The 18,277-nt window shown below is 65.7% G+C and carries 16 protein-coding genes; 12 read left to right on the forward strand and 4 right to left on the reverse strand.

Going from position 1 to position 18,277, the window contains the following annotated elements; all coding sequences use genetic code 11:
- Positions 1-21: 21 nt before the first annotated feature.
- Together LCW13_RS05075 and sixA are read left to right on the forward strand one after the other, a co-directional pair.
- Positions 22-1,149, forward strand: a complete 1,128-nt coding sequence (locus LCW13_RS05075; RefSeq protein WP_084589572.1) for an NAD(P)H-dependent glycerol-3-phosphate dehydrogenase — start codon at positions 22-24, stop codon at positions 1,147-1,149.
- 157 nt (positions 1,150-1,306) lie between these two features.
- The gene (sixA, locus tag LCW13_RS05080; RefSeq protein WP_054554945.1) at positions 1,307-1,816 is read left to right on the forward strand and encodes a phosphohistidine phosphatase SixA; all 510 of its coding nucleotides are present in this window, start codon (positions 1,307-1,309) and stop codon (positions 1,814-1,816) included.
- A 138-nt stretch (positions 1,817-1,954) separates the two neighbouring features.
- On the opposite strand, the gene LCW13_RS05085 is transcribed toward sixA, so the two are convergent.
- A complete protein-coding gene (locus tag LCW13_RS05085) occupies positions 1,955-2,905 on the reverse strand; it encodes an AEC family transporter (RefSeq protein ID WP_043335541.1) in 951 nt (316 codons plus the stop codon).
- 152 nt (positions 2,906-3,057) lie between these two features.
- Positions 3,058-3,189 carry a hypothetical protein gene (locus tag LCW13_RS17425; RefSeq protein WP_263643036.1) on the reverse strand — a complete coding sequence of 44 codons (132 nt, stop codon included), beginning with the start codon at positions 3,187-3,189 and terminating at the stop codon, positions 3,058-3,060.
- 617 nt (positions 3,190-3,806) lie between these two features.
- Between LCW13_RS17425 and LCW13_RS05090 the strand changes: the two genes are divergently transcribed.
- The 6 genes from LCW13_RS05090 (at position 3,807) to LCW13_RS05115 (ending at position 12,357) form a co-directional block, all read left to right on the forward strand.
- The gene (locus tag LCW13_RS05090) at positions 3,807-4,982 is read left to right on the forward strand and encodes an ABC transporter ATP-binding protein (protein ID WP_225347747.1); all 1,176 of its coding nucleotides are present in this window, start codon (positions 3,807-3,809) and stop codon (positions 4,980-4,982) included.
- Positions 4,979-7,747, forward strand: coding sequence for a GldG family protein (locus LCW13_RS05095; protein WP_225347748.1), 2,769 nt, complete (start codon positions 4,979-4,981; stop codon positions 7,745-7,747). Before LCW13_RS05090 ends, LCW13_RS05095 begins: the two co-directional genes overlap by 4 nt.
- Positions 7,747-9,093, forward strand: a complete 1,347-nt coding sequence (locus LCW13_RS05100) for a DUF4340 domain-containing protein (RefSeq protein ID WP_225347749.1) — start codon at positions 7,747-7,749, stop codon at positions 9,091-9,093. Before LCW13_RS05095 ends, LCW13_RS05100 begins: the two co-directional genes overlap by 1 nt.
- Before the next feature lie 126 nt (positions 9,094-9,219).
- Positions 9,220-10,164 carry an alpha/beta fold hydrolase gene (locus LCW13_RS05105; protein ID WP_318527677.1) on the forward strand — a complete coding sequence of 315 codons (945 nt, stop codon included), beginning with the start codon at positions 9,220-9,222 and terminating at the stop codon, positions 10,162-10,164.
- Complete coding sequence (locus LCW13_RS05110) at positions 10,161-11,129, forward strand: alpha/beta fold hydrolase (RefSeq protein WP_225347750.1); 969 nt, start codon at positions 10,161-10,163, stop codon at positions 11,127-11,129. Before LCW13_RS05105 ends, LCW13_RS05110 begins: the two co-directional genes overlap by 4 nt.
- A 58-nt stretch (positions 11,130-11,187) precedes the next feature.
- Positions 11,188-12,357, forward strand: a complete 1,170-nt coding sequence (locus LCW13_RS05115; protein ID WP_225347751.1) for a patatin-like phospholipase family protein — start codon at positions 11,188-11,190, stop codon at positions 12,355-12,357.
- 141 nt (positions 12,358-12,498) lie between these two features.
- Here the strand turns inward: LCW13_RS05115 and LCW13_RS05120 are convergent, their stop codons facing one another.
- Entirely contained in the window at positions 12,499-13,341 is an 843-nt protein-coding gene (locus tag LCW13_RS05120) for a transporter substrate-binding domain-containing protein (protein WP_225347752.1), read from the reverse strand.
- Positions 13,342-13,513: 172 nt separating this feature from the next.
- Positions 13,514-14,119: a Smr/MutS family protein gene (locus LCW13_RS05125; RefSeq protein ID WP_131431499.1), complete on the reverse strand. Its 606-nt coding sequence runs from the start codon at positions 14,117-14,119 to the stop codon at positions 13,514-13,516.
- Between the two features lie 254 nt (positions 14,120-14,373).
- On the opposite strand from LCW13_RS05125, the gene prmB reads away from it, so the two are divergent.
- From prmB to LCW13_RS05145, 4 genes are all read left to right on the forward strand, one after another.
- Complete coding sequence (gene prmB / locus LCW13_RS05130; RefSeq protein ID WP_225347753.1) at positions 14,374-15,336, forward strand: 50S ribosomal protein L3 N(5)-glutamine methyltransferase; 963 nt, start codon at positions 14,374-14,376, stop codon at positions 15,334-15,336.
- A 167-nt stretch (positions 15,337-15,503) separates the two neighbouring features.
- The gene (aroC, locus tag LCW13_RS05135; protein WP_043335551.1) at positions 15,504-16,595 is read left to right on the forward strand and encodes a chorismate synthase; all 1,092 of its coding nucleotides are present in this window, start codon (positions 15,504-15,506) and stop codon (positions 16,593-16,595) included.
- Positions 16,596-16,831: 236 nt separating this feature from the next.
- Positions 16,832-17,368 (forward strand): DUF6489 family protein, encoded by a 537-nt coding sequence (locus LCW13_RS05140; protein WP_225347754.1) that lies wholly within the window; start codon positions 16,832-16,834, stop codon positions 17,366-17,368.
- A gap of 220 nt (positions 17,369-17,588) precedes the next feature.
- Positions 17,589-18,041 (forward strand): phasin family protein, encoded by a 453-nt coding sequence (locus tag LCW13_RS05145; protein ID WP_225347755.1) that lies wholly within the window; start codon positions 17,589-17,591, stop codon positions 18,039-18,041.
- Positions 18,042-18,277 lie beyond the last annotated feature (236 nt).

The following is an 18,277-nucleotide window of genomic DNA, read 5'->3' on the forward strand; positions in this document are numbered from 1 at the left end:
ATCGTCATCCAAGGAGTCTGCATGTCTGCCACTACCCCTTCACCTCGTCGGGCCATTCGTGATCGCGAGGTAAGCGAAACGACCCCTCAGGCGGTGGGACTCAATGTCTGCGTGCTGGGTGGCGGCAGCTTCGGGACCGCGATCGCCTCGATTGCCGCCGACAACGGTGCCAGCGTCACCCAGTGGATGCGTGATGCCAGCCAGGCCGAGGAGGTCAACACCCGGCACCGCAACTCGGGCTATCTGCCGGGCTTCGAGATCAATGCCTCGGTGCGTGCCACCACCGACATGGCCGATGCACTGGCCGAGGCCGAGCTGGTGTGCGTGGCGATTCCTTCCAAGGCCTTCCGTACGGTGGTCCGTCAGGCGCGCGCCCACCTGCGTGAAGGGCAGATTCTGGTGGCCACCACCAAGGGCATCGAGAGCGAAGGCTTCACCCTGATGAGCGAGGTGCTGGAGCAGGAAACCGGCTTCACGCACATCGGCGTGCTGTCTGGCCCCAATCTGGCGGCCGAGATCGCCCAGCGGCAGCTGACGGCCACGGTGATCGCCTCCGACGATGCCTACACCCGCGCTCGCGTGCAGACGGCCTTCGGCTGCGACTATTTCCGGGTCTATGCCAGCAATGACCGCTACGGCGTCGAGCTGGGCGGGGCGCTGAAGAACATCTACGCCATCGCGGCCGGCATGGCCGCGGCTCTGGGCATGGGCGAGAACACCCGCGCCATGCTGATGACCCGCGCGCTGGCCGAGATGAGCCGCTTCGCCGTGGCCAAGGGCGCCAATCCGATGACCTTCCTCGGCCTTGCCGGCGTTGGCGATCTGATCGTGACCTGCTCCTCGCCGTTGTCGCGCAACTATCGGGTCGGCTACGCACTGGGAGAAGGGCGCACCCTCGACCAGGCGGTCGAGGTGCTGGGGCAGGTCGCCGAGGGTGTCAACACCGTGCGATTGGTGCAGGATGAATCCGAGCGGCTGGGCATCTACATGCCGCTGGTCAGTGGCATGGCCAAGGTGCTGTTCGAGAATGTCGACCCGCATCACATGGCCCGCGCGCTGATGGGCGGTGAGCAATCCAGCGATGTGGAATTCGTGCTGTCGCGTGAGTCGGTGCAGCAGGCACGGCAGTTGGAACCCGACGGCTCCTGAGGACTCATAGCAGGTAGCGGGTGATGGAGCGTGTTTCGCCATCCCCTTGTCTGACTCGTGCAACGCTCCGGTTGGCGAGTCCCTGGTCATCGGCCGCAGCGACAGAGCGAGTGATGAAGCGCTTGCGCTGCGGCAGTCATCTTTTCAGGAGAATGTCATGAGTGTACTGATCATGCGTCACGGTGAGGCCCAGGCCGGCACGCCGGACCCCAGCCGCGAATTGAGTGAATATGGCCGCGAAGAGGCGCGCCGCATCGGTCGCTGGTTGGCCCATCAGCTGCCCGCCGAGCGTCGTGCGCGGCTGACGCTGGTCGTCAGCCCGTTTACCCGCGCCCAGCAGACCGCCCAGGAGATCTCCTCGGCGCTGGAGTTGAGTGGTGAGCAGCAGACAACGCTCGAGATCATCACCCCGGACGACCCGCTGACGCCGGTACTCGACTGGCTGCAGACCCATGTGCCGCCCACCTCTGAAGGGCGCGAGCCGCGTGACTGGCTGATCATCAGCCATAATCCGCTGGTCTCGAATCTGGCCAGCGCCCTGGTCGATGGCCCCGGCAGCACCCAGTTGGCCTTTGCCACCGCAAGTCTCGCCTGGTTGGACGCCGATGTCTGGGCCGCAGGTCTGGCGGATCTGCACCAGTTCGTGAGCCCGGCGGAACTGGCGTAAGACACGCGCGGTGGTCATGAACCACAACCATTGAGCCGCAACCATTGAGCCACAACGAAACGCCCCCGCCAGTCTGCACTGGCGGGGGCGTTTCGTTTTGACATGCAGCCAGACTGCTGCTTGATCAGACCGCTGCTGCTAGACCAGACCGCTCAGCTTGAGCACGAAGATGCCTGCCGTGATGGTGATGCCTGCCATCAGGGTGCTGATGGCGATGATGTTGGCGGCCAGGCGGTCATTGCCGCCCATTGCCCGCACCATCACGAAGCTTGCCGCCGCCGTCGGTGAGGCGAAGAACAGGAACAGCACCCCGAGTTCGGTACCGCGGAAGCCCAGCAGCACGGCGACGGTGGTCGCCAGCAGCGGCACGCTGATCATCTTCATCAGGCTGGCGCTCAGCGCCAGCTTGCGGCCTTCACGCAGCGAGCGCATCGACAGGGTGCCGCCGATGCAGATCAATGCCAGCGGCAGCGTCATGCGCGCGAAGTAGTCGCCGGAGGTCTCCAGCCACTCGGGCAGCTGCCAGCTGAAGGCCGCGAAGGGCAGGGCGGCCAGCACGCCGAGAATCAACGGGTTGGTGATGATGCCGCGCGCGATGCCACTCCAGCTGGTGCGGCCATCGCCGAGATAGCTCGACAGCACCACCACCGACAGCATGTTGTAGGACAGGATGACGACGCCCATCAGGATGCCGCCCATCGAGAGGCCGAGATCGCCGTAGAGGTTGGCGGCCAGTGCCAGCCCGACGATGGCGCAGTTGCCGCGAAACGAGCCCTGGACCACCTCGCCGCGTTCCTTTCTCGGCACGCGCAGGATCGCCCAGCCCCACAGCAGCAGGAAGGTGCCCAGTGTCGCCAGCGCGAAATAGGTCAGCATGCCCGGGCGCAGGGCGTGATCCAGGTCCGCGCGTACGATGGAGAGGAAGACCAGCGCCGGCATGGTGCCCTTGAACACCAGCGATGAGGCGGTGCCGATGAAGGTGTCATCGATCCAGCCGAGGCGTTTGAGGCCCAGGCCCAGAAATACCATCGCGAAGACCGGAACGGTGACGTTCAGGGTCGCGACGAACAGCGCCAGCATGTCGTTCATGAAGTAGTCTCGCTCATTTCCGCCCTTGTCCTGTGAGTGTTGCGGTCTGTCTGATGAGGCTTTTGGTCAGCGTCTGACGAGCGTTGCGCTACCGCGGCGGCCCGTTGCGAGCTGTCGTGTCAGCCCGTCGTGAACTGCCGCGGCGGCCTGGCTCAGGCCAGCCAGAAGCCCGTGATCAAGGCCGCTGCCAGCAAGGCCCAGAACAGGCCGTTGCGCAGGCGGGTATCGCGACGCGGCCTGGAAGACGGCGAGGAAGTAGCGGACTGCTTGTCATGCTTGGGCATCGAGGGGTCCTGTCCAGCAAGGTGAAATATTGGCTCAGCGAATGAAGGCTCAACGTGTGAAGGCTCTGTCAGCTAGACGGCCGGCCAGCAGGCGCTCTGACAACAGCGCGTGCCTGTCATCCGCCCAGCATATCAGGCTTTCCTTAGACTTAGGGATAGTCGTGCAGCTCGGGCATCAGCCCCGGTGCTAGTTCGGCTATCAGCTCTGGTATCAGGTCGCGCTGATCGCATGCCGCCAACCAGGGGCGCGGGCGGGCGTGATGATCGAGAAGATCGGCGCCGAGACCTGCCTTGAGGGCCGGCAAAGGGCGGAATAGACGCCATAACCGCGCGAGTGGCGACTGTGCGCGCACTCCTGCTTGGCGAGCGCAGGCTGTCCGCTTACCCTGTGCGCTGCATTGTCATCTGTCACGGTTATCTGCCGGGGCCACTGTTATTTTCCGGCCTCATGATCATCTGCCGGAACCATCAGCCTCGGCAGCGCATTGCCCCTATCAAGAAAAGTACAAGGAGCGGGTATCTTGCAGGACCCATACACGACCTCTGCGTCATCTTCTGCCGCGACTCCCTCTGGCGCGACGCCCTCTGCTGCGACTCGCTCTGCTGCGACTCGTTCTGTGGCAGCTCGCTCTGCTGCAGCTCCCGCGGGCGCGTCTGCCGAGCCTTCCGCTTCCCCGGCGCTGTTGGTCAGTCGTGGGCTCGGGCGTCAATTCGGCCAGCAACAGGCTGTCACCGGGCTGACCTTCACGGCCTCACGTGGTGAGGTCATCGGTCTGCTGGGTCCCAATGGCGCCGGCAAGACCACCAGCCTGCGCATGCTGGCGGGCACGCTCGCCGCCACCCAGGGCCAGCTGGAGCTGGAAGGCGAAGCCTTCGATGGTCGCGCCAGTCAGCGCCAGCTCAATCGCCTCAAGCGTTGTATCGGCTATCTGCCGGAAGGCGCGCCCCTGTGGCCGCAGCTGACGGTGCGCGAGAGCCTCGAGTGCGTGGCGGGTCTGCATGGGTTGTCGCGCAAGGTGCGTAATGATCGCCTTGCGGCATTGATGGATCGCCTGGATATCACGCCTTTCGCCAATCAATTGTGCGCCGTGTTATCCAAAGGCTATCGGCGTCGCGTGGCGCTGGCGATGGCGTTGACCCATGACCCGGACATCCTGCTGCTCGATGAGCCCACCGATGGGCTGGACCCGCTGCAGAAGGACAGCGTGCGCGCCTTCATTCGCGAGCTGGGGCGCGAGCGACTGATCATCGTCTCCACCCACCTGCTGGAGGAAGTGCCTCGCATCTGTGACCGTGTGCTGGTCATGGCCAATGGCCAGCTGGGCTTCGATGATACGCCGGAGGCGCTGGCCGCGACCTCGGTCAGCGAAGGCATTCTGGGCGGCAGCCGTTCGCGCTACGGCGCGGGGTATGGGGCGAGCTCCAGCCTGCCGGTATGGCGAGTGACGCTGAGTCGGGCCCTGAGCGAGCGCGAGCTGGCCAGTGTCTCGCGCCTGCCGGGCGTGGCGGCCATCACGCCCGTCAAGCCCGGCGATGCCATGGCGCGTGACAAGTCGCCGCTGGTGGTTTCGACTGGCGCCGTGCTGCGCCTGGCCGGGCGTCTCCACCAGGACCCGCGCCCCGCGCTGGCACGCTGGTGCAGCTACATGGAAATCCGCCTCGATGAATGCGTCCACGAACGGGGCGATATCGAGGTCGCGTTCCGCCAGCTGGTGACGCGCATGGCGGAGCAGCCCTTGCCGTTGCCGATGCGCAAGCAGGCACCGCGCGCAGATCAGGAGGTGTCGTCATGAGGGCCGTTCTCGCGCTGGTCCGCCGTGACCTGCATCAGGCACTGACGCAGGGCGCCAGCTGGTCGCTGCTGGTGGTGATGGCGGTGCTGGCTCCGCTGGGAGCCTTCGAGGTGGGCGATCTGCTGGCACGTGATCGCGCCGATCTTGGCTCGCTGTGGCAGGTGTTGCCCTGGTTGCTGGTGCTGTGGACGCCGCTGCTGGCCCTGCGCGGCTGGCCGGAAGAGCGTGCCAACGGCCTGCTCGAATGGCTGTCCGGCCTCGGGCTGGGGTCGTGGCGACTGGCCAGCGCACGCCTGATCAGTGCCAGCGTGCTGGGCTGGCTGGGGCTTGCGATGACGGCGCCGCTGGTAGTGCTGATCCATTGGCTCGGCACGCCGGATCTCGGCCTGATGCTCAGCGGCTATCTGGGCATGGCGCTGCTGGTGATGGCGCTGGCCAGTCTCGGTCAGGCGCTGGCGGTGCGCGCGCCTTCTGCGCTGTCGGCGTGGCTCGGGGCGCTGGTACTGGGTCTGGCGCTGATGCTGCCGGGCACACCCGCGGTGACGAGCCAGCTGGCTCAGCATCTGGCGCCGCACTGGGTGCAGCTGCTCGATCTGATCAGCTTGCCGGCGCATCTGACGCCTTTCAGTGAAGGCCGGCCGACCTGGCTCGATGCCAGCTACTTCCTGCTGTTGACCCTGGCCGGGCTGGTGCTGCAGGCGCGCGGCCTCAGTCAGGAGCGCCATGCACGCAAGCAGGCGCCACAGTGGCTGGTCACGGCGGCGCTGGCGGCTGCGGTCACCGCGCTATTGCTGGCCGGCGTGCGCCTGCCGCCGCTGCTGACGGCCGACGGCCACAACCCGCTCACCCGCGCGCATGATCTGACCGCCACGCGTCAGCACAGTCTGAGCCCCGCCAGTCGTGCGGTGCTCGATGATCTCGAGGCTCCGGTGACGCTGACCTTAGCCTACAGCGAACGCTTCGCCGCCGATCTGCCGCAGCTGCGTGAACTGGCGACACGGATCGAGACGCGTCTGGCCGCCTTCGCGCGTGAGCCGCAGATACGCCTCAAGCGTGTCGACCCTGCACCGGACAGTGCCGACTTCGCGGATCTCGAAGCGCAGGGCCTGACCGAGCTGTCATTGCCGGGCGGCGAAGAGATGCTGTTCGGGCTGGTGGTAGATGGCCCCTACGCCGAACGCCGCGCCATTCCGCTGCTCAAGGCGGCGGATATCGGCGGGCTGGAAGCGCAGGTGACACGCCAGATCCAGGAAGTCTCGCGCACCGAGCCACCGCGCCTGGGCGTCGTCTCGCGTTTGCCGGTGATGGGCCAACCCAGTCTGGAGCAGGGCAGAGCGCTGGGCAGCTGGGGCCTGATGGAGCATCTCAATGCACGCCTGCGCATCGACTGGCTGTCGGCCGGCGATGATGCCGCGCGTCCGATCGCCGATCAGGATGCGTTGCTGGTGATCGCGCCGCGGCTGTTGCCGGTCAAGACGCTGGAGGCCATCACGGCCTATCTCGAGCGTGGCGGCCGGGTGTTGATGCTGGTGGACCCGCTGCCCGAAATGCTCGATCAGCCGGCGCCGGCTTCCGAGGCGCTGACGACATTGCTGGCGCGCGCCGGGCTTGAATTGCGCGCGGGCGAGGTGGTGGCGGATGCGCAGCTGGCCTTGCCGATCGGCTTGCTGGACGGCACGCGTGCGCTGAGTCCGACGTTGCTCGGGCTAAGTGCCGCGCAGCTGTCGGACGCCGCGCTCAACCTCAATGTCGAGCAACTGGTGATGTCCAGCGCGGGCTGGTTGGCGCCGCTGTCTGATGCAGCAGATGCATCATCGAAAGGCCCAGGGGCGCAAGACGCGCCGTTGCAGTGGCTGATTCGTGGCAGTGATGAGGCGCGCCTGATTCCGGCGGCACGCGTTCACGCCAGCCGCATGGACCCGCGTCCGCTGTCGGGGCTGGCAGGGGAAACACCGCCGGCCGGTGGGCTGGCCGTGCTGGCGCAATGGCCAGCGGCGGGCGCCAAGGGTGGCCAGTTGCTGGTGGTCAGCGATGTCGACATGGCCAGTGACCGTCTGTGGCGGCGCACGGCAGCGGATGGCAGCGAGCAGGCCCTCAATGCCAATGCGCGCTGGCTGGAAAATGCCGTGGACCTGCTGGCAGGCAGCCCCGAGCTGGTCGCCCTGCGCGCGCGCGCCCATCAGGTGCGCGAGCTGACGCGCCTGCATCAACTGGCCGATCGTCAGGCCGCCGAGGAGACCCGGCTGCGCAATGCCTGGCAGACGCGTCTGAGTGCGCTCGGCGCGACGCCGGTGTCTGGCAAGGCCGAAGCCGCGCAGCAGAGCGACGCCCTGGCGGCGATGCAGCAGGACTTCGAGGACGCGCTGTCACGTCAGCAGCGTGAGGCGAATGCCGAGCGTGATGCCCTGCGTCGCGAGCTGCGCCTGTGGACGCTGCTGGCCTTGCCGGTGGCGTTGAGCCTGCTCGGCGAGCTGATCTGCTGGCGCCGTTATCGTGCCAGCCGTCGCGCGGGCTATCAGTCGACAGGGCGTCTGTCGGGCCACGGTCAGCCCAGCGGGAAGCGCAGCGCAGAACGAAATGAACAGCGCAATGAACAGCGCAGTGCACAGCACAGCGCCCATTCCGCGAGTGACGTCGCCACAAGCGCTTCGACAGGCTCGGGCAAGTCAGCCGCAAGCAATGCAGCTTCAGGCAAGGCAGCTTCAGGCAAGGCAGCTTCAGGCAAGACGACGCCGAGCGATACTACCCAGTCGGGAGGTGATTGATGGGGCGCTTCAATCGGACGGGATGGGCACTGACGGCGCTGGTCTCCGTGGCCGCGGTGATGGCGCTTACCGCAGGGCCGTCACTGCTGGAATCGCTGCGCTCAGGCGCCGCCACGGACGGGGCAGACCCGGCCCAGTGGCAAAGTGATTCGCTGATGAGCCAGGCGCTGACGACAGTGGCCGCGGGTCAGTCAGGCATCTTGCAGCCCTTGCCGCTGCTCTCGCAGGTGGCCGCCTCGGCGCAGCGTATCGGCATTCGACGTGGCGCAGAGGCCAGCCAGGACTGGTTGAGTCTGGCGCGTGGGCCCGCAGGCGACTGGCAGATCACCTCATTGGCCGGCTGGCCTGCCCGCCAGGGCAAGGTGGAGGCGCTGGTGAGTCAGCTGGGCGAGGCACAATTGCGCACGCGCAAGCCGGCCACGGACAAGGCACTTGAAGCGCTGGGCTTCAGCGCGCAGTCACCGCTGCTGAGCGTGAAGGGCAACGGCGCTCAGGTGAGTCTGCAACTGGGCGCCAGGCCCGCGGCGGCAACGCAGCTGAGCGGTGCGGGCAGGGCTGAGTTGGCGGGACGCTACGTGCGGTGGGTGCCATCGCCCTCGGATGCGAAAGTGAAAGGCTCCCACGCTTTGGCTGGCGTGAATGGCGCGCCGATCTGGGAGCTGACGCGCGATATCGGGTTGCCGGACTGGCGCGGCGGCATGGCGCCCAGCGAGGTGCTGAATGTCACCGAGCTGCGCAGTGACGCCGCGGTGTACAAGCCGCTGAGTCGCATGGACATCTCGCTGGTGGCGTCTGCTCAAGACGCCTCAGCACGGCAAGCGCCGCTGGTACGAGGCCTGGCACCTGACAGCGACGCTGCCCATCAGATTCTCGCTGCGCTGTCGCCGCTGACGCAGAATGACCTGCGCCCCCGTGCCTCCACGATAGAAAGCGGCGCAGCCCAGCCAGACGCCTGGCAGCCTGCCGTGACGCTGACCCTCAACTGGTCGCGCCCCTCGCTCTATTACCGTCAGCATGAGCAGCTCAATGATCGCACCCAGCTGGTGCTGGCCATCGCCGCGGGCAGCAAGCCCTGGGCGCGGCTGACGCTCTCCGGCAAGGGGTGGCCACCTGAACTGGTCGCGCGCTTGAATGCCGTCGAGATACAGGTCAATGGCGCGCTGCGCGATCATCTGCTGGCACTGGGCGCGAGGGCGTTGCAAGACGAGCCCGTTGAGCTCACGGCTATCGCGGTTCAGGCGGCGCTGGCGGTCAGTCGTGCCTTGGCGTTGCCTGAGGCGGAAGCAGCTGAGACGGGAGCGGAAACAGCCGCTGCGCTGGTGCCGGCGGGCATGGAAGGGGAGTGAGGTGCTCCATGGGCCAAAGGGAGGAGTAGCGCCCATGGGGCGGGGCTGGCATGCTGTTGACTATATTTAAACAACCGTTTGTCTGGGCGCGTCAGGGACGGCGGCCCGTGGTAAGGAGACCTTGCGATGAATGCCACCTCACGGCAACCCCGGCCCGGGCAGGACTTGTCCAAGCAGGGCGACGCTAACCCGGCGGGCCTGAATGCCGACACCGAGCGCCCGGTGCTGGCCTTCGCGCATGCCAATGGCTTCACCGGTGCCTGCTACAAGAGCCTGCTGGCGCCGCTGGCCGAGCACTTCAATCTGCTACCGGTGGACCGACTGGCGCACGACCCTGCCTACCCGGTCGGCAACAATCTGATCTCGCTGCGTGATGAGTGGCTGGCGTGTCTGGACGCCGCGCTGGGGCCATTGCCCGCGGCGGGCGGCACCGGGCGCAAGGTGATCGGGGTCGGGCATTCGCTGGGAGGCATCGTCAATTACATGGCGGCGCTCAAGCAGCCGGAACGCTTCCACTGCCTCGTGCTGCTCGACCCGCCGTTGATGCTGGGCCGTGATGCGCTGGGCATGAAGGTCGCCAAGCGCTTCGGCTTCATTGATCGTGTCACGCCGGCAGGCCGCACTCGCGGGCGTCGCGCGCGCTGGGACTCCCGTCAGGCCATGCAGGATTACCTGCGCCGTCGTTCGCTGTTCGCCAATTTTACGCCAGAGGCGCTGGACGACTACGTCGACAACGCCACCCATCGTCACGCGGATGGCAGCCTGTCATTGAGTTTCGATACCCGTCATGAGGTCGAGATCTTCCGTCACCTCAGCGATCACCTGTCAGGCTCGCCGGCGAAGCTGGCGGTGCCGGTCAGGATTCTGGCCGGCGCCCAGTCTGATCTGCTCACGCCGGCGCGTCAGGCACGCCTGCGCCGCGCCGGGCTGACGGTGGAGCATGTCCGGGGAGGACATATGTACCCCTTCGAATACCCACAGGAGACGCGCGCCGCGCTGCTGGCGGCCATCGCGGACCTCGCGCCGCCGGATGTACTGCCGCCAGGCCTGCTGGCCGGGAGGCAAGCATGAGCACTGATCAATCCATTCAGGACATCGCAGAGGCTCCCCTCAGCGCCAACGTTACGCTGCGAGAGCGTCGCTTCCCACGGCGCACAGGCGGAGAATTGGCGGCCCTGGAGTGGGCGCCTGCCGAGCACGCCGAGCAGGCACCGACGTGGCTGGCGCTGCATGGCTGGCTCGACAATGCCGCCAGCTTCAGCCGCCTGGCGCCGCTGTTGTGTGAGCGGCTCGGCATTCGTCTCATCGCCATCGACATGGTCGGTCACGGTCTCTCGAGTCCGCTGGGTGAGCACGGTGATTATGCGGTGTGGGATTACTGCCACGATGTGATCGAGGCGCTGGAAGGCCTGTATGACGAGGGGCTGCCGCGCGCGCCGGTCACGGTGATGGCGCACTCGCTGGGGGCGGCGGTGTCGGGGCAGGTGGCTGCAGCGCTGCCGGAATATATCGCGCGACTGGTGCTGATCGATGGCATCGGCGCACTTGCCTCGCCAGCATCGGAGGTGGTCGATCAGCTGCGCCGCGGATTGCTGGCACGCCACACGCAGCCGGTCAGGCGCGCCGCCACGCGACGTGCCCATTATCGTCATGTCGAGGACGCCGTGGCGGCGCGGGTCGCGGGAGGTGTCACGCCGATCGATGCCGACACGGCGCGGCCGATCGTCGAGCGCAACCTCGAGGTGCTGGAAGACGGTGGCCTGCGGCTGAGAAGTGACCGTCGCCTGCTGCGGCCTTCACTGATGCGCTACACCCCGGAGCAGGTGCTGGCGTTATTGGCGGCGTTGACCCAACCGGTACTGCTGATCGAGGGCGAGCAGGGTATCCTGACCATAAGGCACGAGGCACAGCAGGCGCGCGATGCCGTGAAGAGGCTCGAGCGTCGCGTCTTGCCGGGCGGCCACCACCTGCATCTGGAGCCGGCCCATGCGGCGGCGGTCGCCGATGCCATCGTCGAGTGGATCAGCTCGCACTGAGCGATGCACCGCGTGCCGTGTCCGTTCATCTTTCATCATCTGCAGCGGGAGACATGCCATGGCCAAGCGCAAGACCATCGCCCTGGCACTGGGGAGTGGCGGGGCCCGAGGCTATGCCCATATCGGCGTCATCGAGGAAGTGCTGGCGCGCGGTTACGACATTCGCGCCATTTCGGGCTGCTCGATGGGCGCACTGGTCGGGGGTATCCATGCCGCCGGCAAGCTGGATGCCTATCGCGACTGGGTCTGTGAGCTGGATTACTTCGACGTGCTGCGGCTGGTGGATGTCACCTGGAGTCCGATGGGCGCCATCCGCGCGCGCCGCATCATGGATGAGCTGGAAGCCCTGATCGGCGACACGCGCATCGAGGATCTGCCGATTGCGGTCACCACCGTCGCCACCGACCTGATCGCCCAGAAGGAGGTCTGGTTCCAGAGCGGCAATCTGCTCGAGGCGATTCGGGCCTCCATCGCGGTGCCCGGGGTGATCACGCCGGTGCAACGCGACCGCAAGGTGCTGGTGGATGGCGGCCTGATGAATCCCTTGCCGATCACGCCGCTGGTCGCCGCCCACGTTGACCTGGTGCTGGCGGTCAACGCCACGGCGCATTCGCCGCGCAATCAGACACTGGAGCAGATGCTGCCGCCGGCCGATGCCGCCGAGGAAGAGGCGCGCGAAGCTGCCCTGGAAGCGCGCGGCGGTGGTTTCAGTGACTGGCTGCGGGGAGTGCGTCGCGGTGCCGAGCGCATCTTCTCTGCCGAGAAGGAGCAGGCGCTGGAGGACCAGCAGGGCATGGCATTTGCCAGTCCGGTCGGCGGCGTCCCGCTGCCGCCGGGCGATGCCTCGCGCCTGAAGTTCGAGGCACTGAAAAGCAGCGATGCCGAGCCAGCGCCGGGAGAAGAAGCGTTGGCAGAGCCGCAGGCAGAGACTGGCGCTGTCGTCACCCATGGCAGGCAGCCGCCATCTGCAGCCGAGCCTGAGCGGGTCGATGAGAACGCGCCGGAGCTTGCCTGGGGCAAGCTGGACATGATGATGCGCTCCTTCGATATCACCCAGGCGACGCTGGCCAAGTACAAGATCGCCGGCTATCCGCCGGATATCCTGGTCGAGATTCCCAAGACGGTGTGTGGCGCCTATGAATTCCACCGCGCCGCGGGCCTGATCAAGCTGGGCCGGCACCTGGCCGCTGAAGCGCTGGATCGCTACGAGAAGGGCAGCGACGGCTAGCCTTGTTTGAGTTGCCCTTTAATGAAAAAGCCCCCGCCAATCGGCGGGGGCTTTTCGTTACGGTGCTCTTCAATACAGTGCTCTTCAATACAGAGCTCTTCATTGAAGAGCGTGTGACCGAAGCCTGAGCGAAGCGTCGTCTCAGCCGTTGATCCACTTGTCGAAGATGGCAGCCTGCTCGCCGGTGCCCTGCATCTGGGTCAGCCACTGATCGACGTAGGCCTTCCAGATATTGTCACCCAGCGGCAGCAGATAGCCCTTCTGGGAGAAGGTGAATGGCGTGTCCGGGTGCACGCTGCACAGTTCCGGGTGACGGCTGGCCTGCAGCTGGGTCTCGATGGCGTCGGTGACCATCACATCGGCACGGTCTTCGATGATGTTGTTGAAGATGGTGCGGTTGTCGTTATGCGCGACGCGCGTGGCATCGCTCAGGTATTCATTGGCGAAGCGCTCGTTGGTGCCGCCCGGATTGACGGTGATGCGCACGCTGGGCTGATTGATCTGCGCGACGGTCTGGTACTTGTCGACGTCCTCGCAGCGCACGATGGGCGTCTTGCCGCCGGTCTGGTACGGCTTACTGAAGTAGGCCTGAGCCTGACGGTCCAGCTTGACCGAGATACCGGACATGGCGATGTCGCACTTGCCGGAGGTGAAGTCTTCCATCAGCGTCGGCCAGCTGGTCGGCACGGGCTGTACCGTGGCGCCCAGGCTCTTGGCCAGTGAGGCGGCCATGTCGATGTCGATGCCTTCGAAGTCGCCATTGTCTTCACGGTGGCTGAAGGGCGCGTAGTCACCGGTGGTACAGACCTTCAGCACCTGGCCTTGTTGCACGCGCGAAAGGGTGCTGTCGGACAGTGCATCGCTGGCGGCGGCCGGCATGGCGAAGGCCAGTGACAGGCCAGCGGCGGTCGCGCCGCCGAGAATGGCAGCGGAAAGGGCGTGGCGTGAAGAAGTGCGCATTGGCTGTTCAGCGTTGGGTGTCATCAGGGTGTTCCCTTGTCTTTATGGCGGCAGGCTCGGCGTGAGGCCTGCCTCTGCTACTCGAGTGCTAGGCTATTCAAGCACTCAGTTATTCAGATGCTCGCTATTCAAGTGCTCAGCGATTCAGATGCTCGGATCGTCAATGTCTCGGCGGTGTGGCGAGCGCGGGATTCGCTCAGTCGAGCAGCGGGTCACGGCCCTTGCTGCGCAGCAGGACATAGACTGCGCCGCTGCCGCCATCCAGCTCCAGTGACGAGGTGAAGGCCAGCACGTCAGGCCATTGGCGCAGCCAGGCATTGACGTGGCTCTTGATGATGGGGTGATCGGCCATGCCGGTCCATGCCTTGCCATGCACCACCAGCACGCAGCGTGAGCGACGGGCGATGGCATCGTCGATGAAGGACTCGAGCTCGATGCGGGCCTGCTCCAGCGTATAGCCGTGCAGGTCGAGGCCCGCCTCCCAGGCGATCTCGCCGCGCTTGAGGCGCTGACGCTGGCGGTAGGGGAGATCAGGCACCGCGAAGTCGAGCAGCTGGCTGGGCGTGACCGGCTCGACCTGACCATCGGTGGTACGTGATGGCGTGCCGAGCGTGTCGGTCGAGGCTTCGCTGGCGGCAGCGCGCCGCGCCGCCAGACGCGCCTGCTCTTCCTTGTCGACGGGCTTGCGGCCGGGGTCGGCGCGGTTGGTGGTGATCTTGCGAACGCCGGCCTGCTTGAGGGCGGCACGGAAGGCGTTGAAGTCGTCGCCGGTATCCGAGCTGTCGTCGTGGTTGGGTGGCATGGCCGGGCTCCGCGGGCAATAAAATGGCAAGTCGCGCAGTATAGCGCGGCTGTTGTCGCTGTCGAAGACAGGCTGTTGTCACTTTCGAAGACAGGCGGTTGTCGCTTGCGAAGACAAAAGCGGCAGGCGCGCCATCAAGGCATGCCAAGGGTCGCCGCCACGCCTCGTGAACGCTACAATGCCTGCGCGAGACGCCACCGGCCCCTCACGACTGGCGGCGCTCGTTGTCCATCTGTCCGCTTACAGGAATCACCGTGTCCACATCTTCCGCGTCCGACCTGCGCCATCCTTCCAGCCTCAGTGAGCCGGACTCCCGTCTCGTCGAGGAGCTGGTGACCCTGCGCGACCTGATCCGCTGGGCGACCAGTGAGTTCCACGCGCATCGCCTGCACTTCGCCCATGGCACCGATTCTGCCTGGGATGAAGCGGTGGCGCTGGTGCTGGGTGCGCTGCATCTGCCGTGGGGCACGGACCCCGCCGTGATCGACGCGCGCCTTCTGACCATGGAGCGAGCGCGCATCGTGGCGCTGGTGCGTGAGCGCATCACCACCCGCAAGCCGCTGCCGTACCTGCTCGGCGAGGCCTTCTTCACTGGCGTGCCCTTCGATGTCGATGAGCGCGTGCTGATTCCGCGCTCGCCGATCGCCGAGCTGATCGAGAGCGGCTTCTCGGCCTGGTTCCCGGAACTGCCGCCGACTCGCGTGCTGGACATGTGTACCGGTTCCGGCTGCATCGGTATCGCCACCGCGCTGGTAATGCCGACCGCCGAGGTCGACCTGGTCGATATCAGCAGCGAGGCGCTGGAAGTCGCGCGACGCAACATCGAACGCCACGACGTGGCAGGGCGTGTCATCGCCGTGCAGTCGGACCTGTTCGCGGGCGTGGCGGGCAAGCGCTATGACCTGATCGTCTCCAATCCGCCCTATGTGGATACCTTCGATCTCTCCAACATGCCGCAGGAATTCGGCCATGAGCCGGCGCTGGCGCTGGGCGCCGGTGATGACGGCCTGGATATCGTGCGTCGTATCCTGCGTGAGGCGCGTGACTACCTGACCGACGACGGCGTCTTGATCGTCGAGGTCGGCAACTCCGAGCGTCACCTGATGGAAGCCTTCCCGGAAGTGCCCTTCATGTGGCTGGAGTTCGAGCGCGGCGGCAACGGCGTCTTCGCCATCGATGCCCAGACGCTGGAAGTCTGCGCGCCCGAATTCGCTTGAGCTGGCGGGCGCCTGACCCGGCGGATTTCGCTTGAGCTGGCGGGTGCCTGAGCTGGCGGGATTCGCCAGAAGCACGGGCGCAAGCCGCCAGGCTCTGCAACGCTTACGACAACTATTATCAGAACGCCGTCGGCCATGACCGGCGGCATCGCCTGAGGACCCCCTGAATGTCCGGAAATACCTTCGGCAAGCTGTTCACCGTCACCACCTTCGGCGAAAGCCACGGTCCGGCACTGGGCGCCATCATCGATGGTTGCCCGCCGGGCATCGAGATCAGCGAAGCGGATCTGCAGATCGATCTGGACCGCCGCCGTCCCGGCACCTCGCGCCACACTACCCAGCGTCGCGAGCCGGACCAGGTGCGCATTCTCTCGGGCGTGTTCGAGGGTCGCACCACCGGCACGGCCATCGGCCTGATGATCGAGAACACCGATCAGCGCTCCAAGGACTACGGCAAGATCAAGGACCAGTTCCGTCCGGCCCACGCCGACTACACCTATCACCACAAGTACGGTGAGCGTGACTATCGTGGCGGCGGCCGCAGTTCGGCCCGCGAGACCGCGATGCGCGTCGCCGCCGGTGCCATCGCCAAGAAGTATCTGGCGGGCCTGGGCGTGCAGGTGCGTGGCTACCTGTCCCAGCTCGGCCCCATCGAGCTTGAGGTCAAGGACTGGTCGCTGGTCGACACCAACCCGTTCTTCTGTGGCGATGCCGATCGCCTCGAGGAGCTGGAGCAGTACATGGACGCCCTGCGCAAGGAAGGCGATTCCGTGGGCGCCAAGGTCACCGTCGAGGCGACTGGCGTGCCGGTCGGCCTGGGTGAGCCGATCTTCGATCGCATCGATGCCGAACTCGCGCATGGCCTGATGAGCATCAATGCCGTCAAGGGCGTCGAGATCGGTGACGGTTTCGCCGTGGTCAGCCAGAAGGGCACCGAGCACCGTGACGAGATGACGCCGGAAGGCTTCCTCTCCAATCATGCCGGCGGCATTCTGGGCGGCATCACCAGCGGCCAGACCATCCGTGCCAGCATCGCCCTCAAGCCGACCTCCAGCCTGCGACTGCCGGGGCGCAGCATCGACGTCAACGGCGAGGCGGTCGAGGTGATCACCACCGGCCGTCATGATCCGTGTGTCGGCATCCGCGCCACACCGATCGCCGAGGCGATGGTCGCGCTGACGCTGATGGACCACCTGCTGCGCCATCGCGGTCAGAACGCCGACGTCAAGGTCGACACGCCGGTGCTGCGCGAGGTGTAAGCCGCTTGCGGCGTTGCTGAGCTTGTAGAAAAACACGCCCCAGCCGTGGAGAGATGCCCTGCATCCTTCGTGGCTGGGGCGTCTTGCGTTGTGGGCTGGCTTGCGGAAAGTAAATAAGAAAAGACGTAAGTAGCAGGCTGCCCCCGTGTCACTCGCGCTGCTAGACTCGAATGGCATGCATGCCAGCGGACTCGCGCACCACGCCGTGCGCGGGCAGACAACACAAGGAATCTGCCATGAAGATCAATGTCGAATTCGACCTCACGCCGCAGGAATTCCGCCAGGCGATGGGCCTGCCGGACGTGGAAGCCTTCCAGCAGGAATTGATGGAGCGCTTTCGTCGCCAGATGGAGGCCGGTGTTGAAGGCTACGACCCCATGAGTCTGCTCAAGCCATTGATGGCACCGGGCGCGGGCACGCCGTTTGCCAAGTTCATGCCGCCGGGCATGGCCGAGGGGATGATGGGCGGCGCGTCTGGCAATGCCGGGCAGGGCGCAGCGGGCGGCATGTCGGGCGACATGGGCGAGAGCATGGCCCAGGGCATGGCCGCCTTCAATCAGTACCAGAAGATGATGCTGGATACCCTGCAGCAGTTCGGTCAGGGCGGCGCGGAAGGCAAGGAGGCTGACAAGCCGGAGTCTGCCACGCGCAGGAGTTCGGGGCCCAGTAGTGATCACGGCGCGGATCAGAAGGCAGAGCAAAGCGCCAGCCGGGCGGATGATGCGAAACCGGCCTCCGCGGCCAGTGCGCGCTCACGCGCCAAGCGCAGTTGATGACCGGCAGGCGCGAAGAACGCTCCTGGCTGACGGGGGCGTGAGGCATGCCCGGCCAATCCCATGACAGAAAATGTCGTTTGACAGTTTTCTGTCATGGGATTGCAACCACCTGAGGAGCAGACTAGTCTTTGTGCAGTGCAGCATATTGCTGTGCTCCACAGGTGGCGCAGAGACTTCTGCGCGCTGTCCCGGTACGGAATCCATGGGAGGAACCGTCATGCAGCAGGATCAGATGTTCAACGCCTTTGCCGAGCAAGCCCGCAGCTTCTACCAGCCGATGCGCAAGCTCAACACTCTGATGCTCGACCATATGGGCAAGATTGCCGATTATCAGATGGACGCTGCCAAGCGCTATACCGAGGCTGGTCTCGAGCGTGCGCGTGCTGCCACTGAAATCAAGGGTATGGAAGAGTTCAGCGAGTTCAGCAACCGCCAGCTGGAAGTGGCGACCGAGCTGTCTCAGCAGATGATGGATGATTCCCTGAAGCTGGCCGAGATGGGCAACGAAATGCGCGCCCAGCTCGAACAGGCCTACTCTGACGCTGGCAAGGAAGCCACCGACAAGGCGTCCGCTGCCACAGAGAAATCCGCTTCAGCAGCAGAGGACAAGGCATCCTCCGCTGCCAGCAACAAGCCGGCTGCCGCGACAAGCCGCGCCAAGCAGAACTAAGGTATACCCCGAAAAGGCTGGCGCTTGCGCCAGCCTTTTTTTTGCCGTTTTCAGGCATTGCCCCTGCCGTGCTGGAAGGCGCATGCTGGAGATGAGCACGCTGGCGCACAGGCTGTTTTGCTCTCGTATTCGCCGCGCGCGAATCCGACGGAAAGCAGACCTGCAGGTGGCAGACCATTCCAACTGACAGCGCATTTTAGCTGACAGCGCACTTTGCTTGCCTTGGCATGCTCGCC

Source organism: Cobetia amphilecti (genome assembly GCF_020217465.1).
Taxonomy (GTDB): domain Bacteria; phylum Pseudomonadota; class Gammaproteobacteria; order Pseudomonadales; family Halomonadaceae; genus Cobetia; species Cobetia amphilecti.